At 71.1% G+C, this 8,793-nt stretch carries 8 protein-coding genes and 1 tRNA gene; 5 read left to right on the top strand and 4 right to left on the bottom strand.

All coding sequences use genetic code 11. The features are described 5' to 3' along the window. Window positions 1–282 precede the first annotated feature (282 nt). Window positions 283–1,668: a cystathionine beta-synthase gene (locus ACFV9H_RS32895; RefSeq protein WP_385405547.1), complete on the bottom strand. Its 1,386-nt coding sequence runs from the start codon at window positions 1,666–1,668 to the stop codon at window positions 283–285. Window positions 1,669–1,804: 136 nt separating this feature from the next. Here ACFV9H_RS32895 and ACFV9H_RS32890 point away from each other — a divergent pair, with 136 nt between their 5' ends. The 3 genes from ACFV9H_RS32890 (at window position 1,805) to ACFV9H_RS32880 (ending at window position 5,680) form a co-directional block, all read left to right on the top strand. After that, window positions 1,805–2,824 (top strand): SGNH/GDSL hydrolase family protein, encoded by a 1,020-nt coding sequence (locus ACFV9H_RS32890; protein WP_385405538.1) that lies wholly within the window; start codon window positions 1,805–1,807, stop codon window positions 2,822–2,824. Window positions 2,825–3,358: 534 nt separating this feature from the next. After that, a complete protein-coding gene (locus tag ACFV9H_RS32885) occupies window positions 3,359–4,579 on the top strand; it encodes an acetyl-CoA C-acetyltransferase (protein ID WP_385405535.1) in 1,221 nt (406 codons plus the stop codon). A 285-nt stretch (window positions 4,580–4,864) separates the two neighbouring features. Further along, window positions 4,865–5,680, top strand: coding sequence for a hypothetical protein (locus ACFV9H_RS32880; protein ID WP_385405545.1), 816 nt, complete (start codon window positions 4,865–4,867; stop codon window positions 5,678–5,680). On the opposite strand, the gene ACFV9H_RS32875 is transcribed toward ACFV9H_RS32880, so the two are convergent. Beyond that, window positions 5,664–5,999, bottom strand: a complete 336-nt coding sequence (locus ACFV9H_RS32875) for a hypothetical protein (protein WP_385405532.1) — start codon at window positions 5,997–5,999, stop codon at window positions 5,664–5,666. The genes ACFV9H_RS32880 and ACFV9H_RS32875 overlap by 17 nt on opposite strands. A 101-nt stretch (window positions 6,000–6,100) precedes the next feature. Here ACFV9H_RS32875 and ACFV9H_RS32870 point away from each other — a divergent pair, with 101 nt between their 5' ends. Then, window positions 6,101–6,331, top strand: coding sequence for a DUF4287 domain-containing protein (locus ACFV9H_RS32870; RefSeq protein WP_030036969.1), 231 nt, complete (start codon window positions 6,101–6,103; stop codon window positions 6,329–6,331). A 123-nt stretch (window positions 6,332–6,454) separates the two neighbouring features. On the opposite strand, the gene ACFV9H_RS32865 is transcribed toward ACFV9H_RS32870, so the two are convergent. Further along, window positions 6,455–7,309: a Bax inhibitor-1/YccA family protein gene (locus ACFV9H_RS32865; protein ID WP_385405529.1), complete on the bottom strand. Its 855-nt coding sequence runs from the start codon at window positions 7,307–7,309 to the stop codon at window positions 6,455–6,457. Window positions 7,310–7,458: 149 nt separating this feature from the next. After that, a tRNA-Leu gene (locus ACFV9H_RS32860) sits at window positions 7,459–7,540 on the bottom strand. A gap of 443 nt (window positions 7,541–7,983) precedes the next feature. Here ACFV9H_RS32860 and ACFV9H_RS32855 point away from each other — a divergent pair. After that, the gene (locus tag ACFV9H_RS32855; RefSeq protein ID WP_385405526.1) at window positions 7,984–8,757 is read left to right on the top strand and encodes an ABC transporter ATP-binding protein; all 774 of its coding nucleotides are present in this window, start codon (window positions 7,984–7,986) and stop codon (window positions 8,755–8,757) included. Window positions 8,758–8,793 lie beyond the last annotated feature (36 nt).

Raw genomic sequence — 8,793 nt, 5'->3', positions numbered from 1 at the left:
GCCGGGGCGTCCCCGCAGGGCGCCGAACACCACCGCCCTCGGCCCTCCGACCCCTGGAAACGTTCGGCGCCCGAGGAGACGCCCCGGCACGCGCCCGGCCCCGGCGGCCCCCACGCACGGGCCGGGCCGGGCTTCCCGACGCACCGAATATGCGGCTCCGCCACGTGGGGGGCTCCGCCCGGACCCCGCACCTCAAACGCCGGCGAGGCTGGATGTGGCGCAGGCCCGGGGGCAGGGGGCAGGGGGCGCGAAGCCCCCGCCCCCTGCCGGGCGAGCCGCAGGCTACTTCGCCGACTTGGCGAGGAACGCCAAAAGGTCCTGGCGGCTGACCACGCCGGTGGGCTTGCCCTCGACCAGGACGATCGCCGCGTCCGCCTCGCCCAGTACCGCCATCAGCTCGGAGACCGGCTCGCCGGAGCCGACCTGCGGCAGCGGGGAGCTCATGTGCTTCTCCAGCGGGTCGTTCAGCGAGGCCCGCTGCGCGAACAGCGCGGACAGCAGCTCCTTCTCCACGACCGAGCCGATGACCTCGGCGGCCATCACGTCCGGGTGGCCCGCGCCCGGCTTGACGATCGGCATCTGCGAGACGCCGTACTCGCGCAGCACCTCGATCGCCTCGCCCACCGTCTCCTCGGGGTGCATGTGGACCAGGGACGGCATCGCGCCCTCCTTGTCCGCGAGGACGTCGCCGATGCGCGCCGCCGGCCCGGCCTCCTCCAGGAAGCCGTGCCCGGCCATCCACTCGTCCGAGAAGATCTTGCTCATGTAGCCGCGGCCACTGTCCGGGAGCAGCACGACGACCACGTCGTCCGGGCCCAGGCCCTCGGCCGCGCGCAGGGCGGCCACGACCGCCATGCCGCAGGAGCCGCCGACGAGCAGGCCCTCCTCCTTGGCGAGGCGGCGCGTCATCTGGAAGGAGTCCTTGTCGGACACCGCGATGATCTCGTCGGTGACGTTCGGGTCGTAGGCGGTCGGCCAGAAGTCCTCGCCGACACCCTCGACGAGGTACGGGCGACCGGAGCCGCCGGAGTACACCGAGCCCTCGGGGTCGGCGCCGATGACCTTGACCTTCCCGCCGCTGACCTCCTTGAGGTAGTTGCCGGTGCCGGAGATCGTGCCGCCCGTGCCGACGCCGGCGACGAAGTGGGTGATCTTCCCGTCCGTCTGCTCCCACAGCTCGGGACCGGTGGTCTCGTAGTGCGAACGGGGGTTGTTCGGGTTGCTGTACTGGTCGGGCTTCCAGGCTCCCGGCGTCTCGCGCACGAGGCGGTCGGACACGTTGTAGTACGAGTCCGGGTGCTCGGGGTCGACGGCGGTCGGGCAGACCACCACGTCCGCGCCGTACGCGCGCAGCACGTTGATCTTGTCCATGGACACCTTGTCAGGACAGACGAAGATGCACTTGTAGCCCTTCTGCTGGGCCACGATGGCGAGTCCTACACCCGTGTTGCCGCTGGTCGGCTCCACGATGGTGCCACCGGGCTTGAGGGCTCCGCTCTGCTCGGCGGCCTCGATCATCCGAACGGCGATCCGGTCCTTCACGGAGCCGCCGGGATTGAAGTACTCGACCTTCGCAAGGACGGTGGCCTGGAGGCCTTCGGTCACACGGTTGAGCTTCACCAGCGGGGTGTTGCCGACGAGGCTGATCATCGAGTCGTGGAATTGCACCATGTTCTCCAAGGACGGGACTCCACGGGTTCTCCGGGAGGTCCGGCCAGAGTATGCGGAAAGGGATTGGACGACCGTCCGTACGGGGCAGGAAGGTCATCGAAGGCCCAGTCAGAGAAGCGAGGTGGCCGGAAGGGTGTCCAGGGCGAGAACAGCCCGCCGGATCGCGGCGGGCGCAGCGTACGGCGGGGGCGGGCTCGGGCTGGTCGGGGCCGCCACGGTGGGGCTCGTGCTGGCGGAGATGCAGTTCGCCAAGCGGACGGTGGGGACCGGACTGGGTGATCCGCCGCGCGCGGACGGGCTGTACGGGAGCGAGTTCAACGGGCCGGAGCAGAGTCCGGGCCCGCTGCGGCTGGCCATGCTGGGCGATTCCACGGCCGCGGGGCTCGGCGTACGACGCGCCAGACAGACCCCGGCCGCCCTGCTGGCCTCCGGGCTGGCGGCGGTGGCCGAGCGGCCGGTGGAGCTGCGCAACGTGGCCCTGTCGGGGGCCATGTCGGACGACCTGGAGCGGCAGGTCGGCCTCCTGCTGGACGGCGACGCGCCCGCGCCGGACGTGTGCGTGATCATGATCGGCGCGAACGACGTGACCCGGCGCATGCCGCCCACGCAGTCGGTCCGCCACCTCACCTCGGCGGTACGGCGGCTGCGCATGGGGGGCTCCGAGGTGGTGGTCGGCACCTGCCCGGACCTGGGCACGATCGAGCCGGTGTACCAGCCGCTGCGGTGGCTGGCCCGGCGTGTCTCGCGACAGTTGGCGGCCGCGCAGACCATAGGGGTGGTCGCGCTGGGCGCCCGTACGGTCTCGATGGGGGACCTGCTGGGGCCGGAGTTCGCGGCGAACCCCCGGGAGATGTTCGGCCCGGACTCCTACCACCCCTCGGCGGAGGGGTACGCGACCGCGGCGATGGCCGTGCTGCCCACGCTGTGCGCGGCGCTGGCGCTGTGGCCGGAGTCGGACCGGCTGGACGTGTCCCGCGACGAGGACATGCTTCCGGTGGCCAAGGCCGCGTCGGCTGCCGCCGGGCAGGCGGGTACCGAGGTCACCGCGGCCCGCGGTCCCTGGGTCCTCCTCAAACACCGCCGCCGGCGGCGGCTCCCGCTCTCCACCGCCGCCGAGGCCGACCTGGCGAACACGCCCACCCCGAGCCCGTAGCCTCCGGCCCGGCCACCCCCACCCGCTGCGCGGAGCCTCTCCCCGCCCCGCCCTTCCACCGTTCCCCGAGCCCCGCCCGGACCCGCGCCTCAAACGCCGGCGGGGCTGGGTGGGCGGGCGCGCCCAAAGGCTCGGGGCTCCGCCCCAGACCCCGCGCCTCAAACGCCGGCGGGGCTGGATTTGCCCGGACCGGAAAGGGCCAGGACGGGACCCTTGAGGAGTTGCCCGGGACGGGGACGGGGTGGGGTGTCGTCCGGGACGTAAAACGTGATTTGTGGCGCGCACCCGCCCGCACCAACGAAGACACGTCCAGGCGCCATAAATCATGAGTCCCGGACAACACCCCACCCCGGCCCCGGCCCGCGCAGCCCCCGGCACGGGAAGGCGCAAGCTGGAGGTGCGGGGCACCGCCCGGGAACCCGCCACCCCCGCGGGAGCGACCGGCATCACACCGCCCCACCGGTGACCCCGACCGTACGGGGCGGTAACTTCGCATGCGGTCCCGCAACGACGCACGCACCCCTTGGAGTCCCGATGCCCGAAGCCGTCATCGTTTCCACCGCCCGCTCGGCCATCGGGCGCGCCTTCAAGGGGTCCCTCAAGGACGTACGTCCGGACGACCTGACGGCGACGATCATCCAGGCCGCCCTCGCCAAGGTCCCCGAGCTGGACCCGCGCGAGATCGACGACCTGATGCTCGGCTGCGGCCTTCCCGGCGGCGAGCAGGGCCACAACCTCGCCCGCATCGTCGCCGTGCAGATGGGCATGGACTTCCTGCCGGGCGCGACGATCACCCGTTACTGTTCCTCCTCCCTCCAGACCTCCCGCATGGCCCTGCACGCCATCAAGGCGGGCGAGGGCGACGTCTTCATCTCCGCGGGCGTCGAGATGGTCTCCCGGTCCGTGAAGGGCTCCTCCGACGGTCTGCCGGACACCCACAACCCGCTCTTCGGGGACGCCGAGGCCCGCACCGCGGCCCGCGCCACGGAAGAGGGCACGGACTGGCACGACCCGCGCGAGGACGGCCTGATCCCCGACGCGTACATCGCGATGGGGCAGACCGCCGAGAACCTGGCCCGCCTCAAGGGTGTGACCCGCCAGGACATGGACGAGTTCGGCGTGCGCTCGCAGAACCTCGCCGAGGCCGCGATCAAGAACGGCTTCTGGGAGCGGGAGATCACCCCGGTCACCACCCCCGACGGCACCGTGGTCAGCACGGACGACGGCCCGCGCGCCGGCGTCACCCTGGAGGGCGTGCAGGGCCTCAAGCCCGTCTTCCGCCCCGACGGCCTGGTCACCGCCGGCAACTGCTGCCCGCTGAACGACGGCGCCGCCGCCCTCGTCATCATGAGCGACACCAAGGCCCGCGAGCTGGGTCTGACCCCGCTGGCCCGGATCGTCTCCACCGGTGTCACCGGCCTCTCCCCCGAGATCATGGGCCTGGGCCCGGTCGAGGCGTCGAAGCAGGCCCTGAAGCGGGCCGGCCTGACGGTGGGCGACATCGACCTGTTCGAGATCAACGAGGCCTTCGCGGCCCAGGTCATCCCGTCCTACCGGGACCTGGAGATCCCCCTCGACAAGCTGAACGTCAACGGCGGGGCCATCGCCGTCGGTCACCCCTTCGGGATGACCGGTGCGCGCCTCACCGGCACTCTGATCAACAGCCTGCAGTTCCACGACAAGCAGTTCGGTCTCGAGACCATGTGTGTCGGCGGCGGCCAGGGCATGGCCATGGTCATCGAGCGTCTCAGCTAGTCAGGGGCCCAGTCGCCGCAAGGGATCGGGCCGGATCCCTTGCGGCGCGGCGACGCCGGATCCAACCCAGTCGCGGCCGACCTGTGACCGAATCTCCCCCAGGATGTGACTTATCTCCTGGGGGATCGGCATATATGCAGGTCAGGCAGCATGGGGAGGGGCGTCCCGGGACGAAAGCCCTGTCCAATTCGTGACGTAATGCACTGCACGCCATTCCCAGGTCGGGACACTCTGATGTAGGAAGTCGGGGGATCGAATCACACCTGGAGTTAGTCAGTGAGCGCCATGTCTCTTGCCCTGCTGCTGACCGCGGCCGCTGCCACGGCCGTCGGCGCTGCTGCGCTGCACGCCGTCCACGGCCTGCGCAAGCAGGTCACGGCCCTGCGCAGTGAGCTGGCGGTGCCGGCCCACCACCGTGGTGCGACCGTTCCGCACGCCCGCAGCGCCGTCGAATCCCCCGCCGCGGAGATACGAGCCGCCGTGGCCGAAGCCCTCGCCGAGGAGCGCGAGCGCGAGCTCGCCGAGGCGCGCGCCTTCTGGGCCGCGCAGGAGGCCCGCGACGCCGCCGACGCTCCCTCGCTGCTGGGCGGCCTGCCCGGCCTCGGGGAGGACAGCCCGCACGTCTTCCTGCCCCGGCAGGCCGACATGGTGGGCCTGGAGCCGGTGCTCGGCGACGACTCCCTCGACGAGAACCCGTACCCGGAGGACTCGGCCGAGCTGGCCGCCGCCCGCCGGCGCCACCCCTCGCACCCCGATTTCGTTCCGGTCCAGGCCTCGCACCCCGGCGCCGACCACGAGCGCACGGTCAGCCGCCTGGAGGAGCTCGCGGAGGCCCGTACGGCCCTCGCGGACGTCCGCCCCGGCCCGCTGGGCACCCTCGACGTGTACGTCTTCACGGACGGCACCACGCTCTGCATGACCCCGGGGCACCGGGAGACCGCGGAGCGCCTCGCCGAGGCCCTGCGCTCGGGCACCGCGCCGTTCCTGCTCGGCGGCTCGGGCATCTCCGGCGCCTACGCGCTGACCTTCTCCTGCGGTGACGTCGAGGACCCGGACAGCAACGTCTACATCCTCGCGGACCGCGTCATCGCATCGCTGTAGCGTCAGCCCGCTCCACCAGCCGCACGGCCTCGTCCAGCACCTCGGACGGGGCCTTCGTGCCGTCCCCGGCCGCCGCGCCGCGCAGCGCCTCGGCGAGATCCGCCCCGGCCACCGCCACCTGGTCCCCGACGACGAAGAGCCCGTCGTCCGGCATCTCCCGCACGGGGGTGCCTTCCAGGATCTGCGCCCGCGCCGACAACTCGCGGGCCAACTCCAGTGCCGTCGCGGCGGCTCCTTGCTGCAGGCGGCTGTGCGGCGCGGCCCGCAGCCGGTCTGCGAAACGTTCCACGGCGGCGGTCAGGGGTGAAGTATCGAGCACCCGGCCGACCTTACGCGCCGTCCACGCACCATTGCCAACGGGCGAACTCTCCGGCACGGTGACGTGAAGAGAACAGCACGGCGATACCTCCGGAGGCGCCCATGTCCGTAGAGTTCTCCGAGCAGACCCACCGCAACATGATCGACAGAATCCCCCTGACCACCGGTCGTGAAGTCTCCGACTGGCTCCGTACCGTGGACGAAGGCCCCTCCCTCGTCCGGTTCGAGGAGAAGGTCAGCTGGCTGCGCGGCGCGCACGAGCTGTCGTACGGCCAGGCCAAGGCGATCATCCACGAGTACGACCTGCGCAGAGCCGCACGCCGGTTCGGCTGACCCGTCCACCGACCCTCGACGTCCTCCTGACCCCTCCTGACGCACAACGCGGGAAGGCCCCGCGAGCGAATGCTCGCGGGGCCTTCCCCATGCAGTGGGCAAACCCGATGGCCGCCGGGACGACTAGTCGTCGCCCGAGAGGATCTGGAAGATGCGCAGCATCTCGACGTAGATCCAGACCAGGGTCATGGTGAGGGCGAAGGCCGCCAGCCAGGCCTCCTCGCGCGGGGCACCGTAGGTGATGCCGTCCTCGACCTGCTTGAAGTCGAGGGCGAGGAAGCAGGCGCCGAGGATGACACCGATGGCGCCGAACAGGAGGCCGAGGCCGCCGCTGCGGAAGCCGAGGCCGTCGCCGCCGCCGAAGATCGCGAACAGCGTGTTCACGAGCATGAGCAGGACGAAGCCCAGGGCCGCGGCCATCACGAAGCCGTAGAAACGGCGGGTGACGCGGATCCAGCCCATCTTGTAGCCGAGGAGCACGGCGCCGAAGACGCACATCGTGCCCATCACGGCCTGGATGACCACGCCGGGGCCGAGGTAGGTGCTGGTGGCCGCGCTGATGACGCCGAGGAAGACACCCTCCAGCGCCGCGTAGCCCAGGATCAGCGCCGGAACCGGCTTGCGCTTGAAGGACTGGACCATGGCCAGCACGAACGCGACGAGAGCCGCGCCGATGGCGATGCCGTACGACTTGCCGAGGTTCGCGGGGTCGACCGGCAGGAGGACCCAGGACAGGGTCGCCGTCACCAAGAGCGTGCCGAGCGTCATGCCCGTGCGGCTCACGACGTCGTCCATGGTCATCGCGTTGGTGCGCGCCGGCGCCTGCGGCATACCCGTCGCCGGGTCGGTCGCGTACGGGTTCGTCGCGTACGGGTTGGTCCCGGCCTGCTGGTGCTGCTGCTGCGCGTCAAAGCCCGCGTAGCCACCGTTGTCGCGGCTGAACCCCCGTCGCGAGAAGACCGGGTTACTGCTCCTCATCTCACTCCTCCGTGGCCACCGAGCGCGGCCTTAGCCTCAAGAGTAATGCGCTCGCAAAAAAAGCACCCTACTGCTGGAGGAGGATCTTAGGAGAAGGCAGGGCGAAGCGCAGGGGATAAATCGACCCGGGCCTCGCTGGAGCTGGGGAGTGCCCGGAGCCGGACTTGAACCGGCACGACCCGAAGGTCAGCGAGGTTTAAGCTCGCCGTGTCTGCATTCCACCATCCGGGCAGGGCGTGGCGGCCCCCGATACAAAGCCTTCAGCGCTGCCCCGAGCCTATCCGGAAGACCCCCCTCGCCACCTGGCCGTCTTTCCGATGTTGTCTTATTTTATTGGCGCTTGAGGGGTAGTCAGGCCCCAGAACGCACGGTCGGCACCTTCTCGGGGACGATCACCCCCGATGCGGGAATGACGGGAATTCGATGGCCCGCGCCACCCCTCCCGCCACCCGGCACGCCACCCCGCGCCTCCCCCGGCGCCGGACCGGCCCCGCCGCCGCCTCCCGCCGCCCGCGCGCGTGGAGTCAGGGTCGCCGTCATACCAGAGGCGTATGCGCAGGCCTCCGCGGTCAGACTCCAGTGGGCCAGGGAACGGTCACCTCGGCTGATCCGGAACGGGTGTCGGCGCGGAGACGATGGAAAGGTCCCCGCACCGCAGACCGAGGAGCCGTCCCGTGACCACCATGAACCACGCCCCGCGCACCATCCAGGCCGTGGCCGCCCGCGCCACCGGCCTCTCCAAGGTGTACGGCCAGGGCGAGACCCAGGTGGTCGCCCTCGACAACGTCTCCGTGGACTTCGCACAGGGCCAGTTCACCGCGATCATGGGCCCCTCGGGCTCCGGCAAGTCCACGCTGATGCACTGCGTCGCCGGCCTGGACACCTTCTCCTCCGGCTCCGTGCGCATCGGCGAGACCGAGCTGGGCTCCCTCAAGGACAAGCAGCTCACCCAGCTGCGCCGGGACAAGATCGGCTTCATCTTCCAGGCCTTCAACCTGCTGCCGACCCTGACGGCCCTGGAGAACATCACGCTCCCCATGGACATCGCCGGCCGCAAGCCCGACAAGAAGTGGCTGGACAACGTGATCGGCATGGTCGGCCTCGCCGACCGCCTCTCCCACCGCCCCACCCAGCTCTCCGGCGGCCAGCAGCAGCGCGTGGCCGTGGCCCGCGCGCTGGCCTCCCGCCCCGAGATCATCTTCGGCGACGAGCCCACCGGAAACCTCGACTCCCGCTCCGGCGCCGAAGTCCTCGGCTTCCTGCGCAACTCGGTGCGCGAGCTCGGCCAGACCGTCGTGATGGTCACCCACGACCCGGTCGCCGCCTCCTACGCGGACCGCGTCATCTTCCTCGCCGACGGCCGGATCGTCGACGAGATGTACGGGCCCAGCGCGGACGGCGTGCTGGACCGCATGAAGGCCTTCGACGCCAAGGGCCGCACGAGCTGAGGCACCGCGCCCCTCCCGCCCGGCTCCGCCTCCGCC

Source organism: Streptomyces sp. NPDC059874 (assembly GCF_042731135.1).
Lineage (GTDB): Bacteria > Actinomycetota > Actinomycetes > Streptomycetales > Streptomycetaceae > Streptomyces.
The sequence above is the reverse complement of the archived record's forward strand: the minus strand, read 5'-3'. Positions and strand labels throughout refer to the sequence as shown.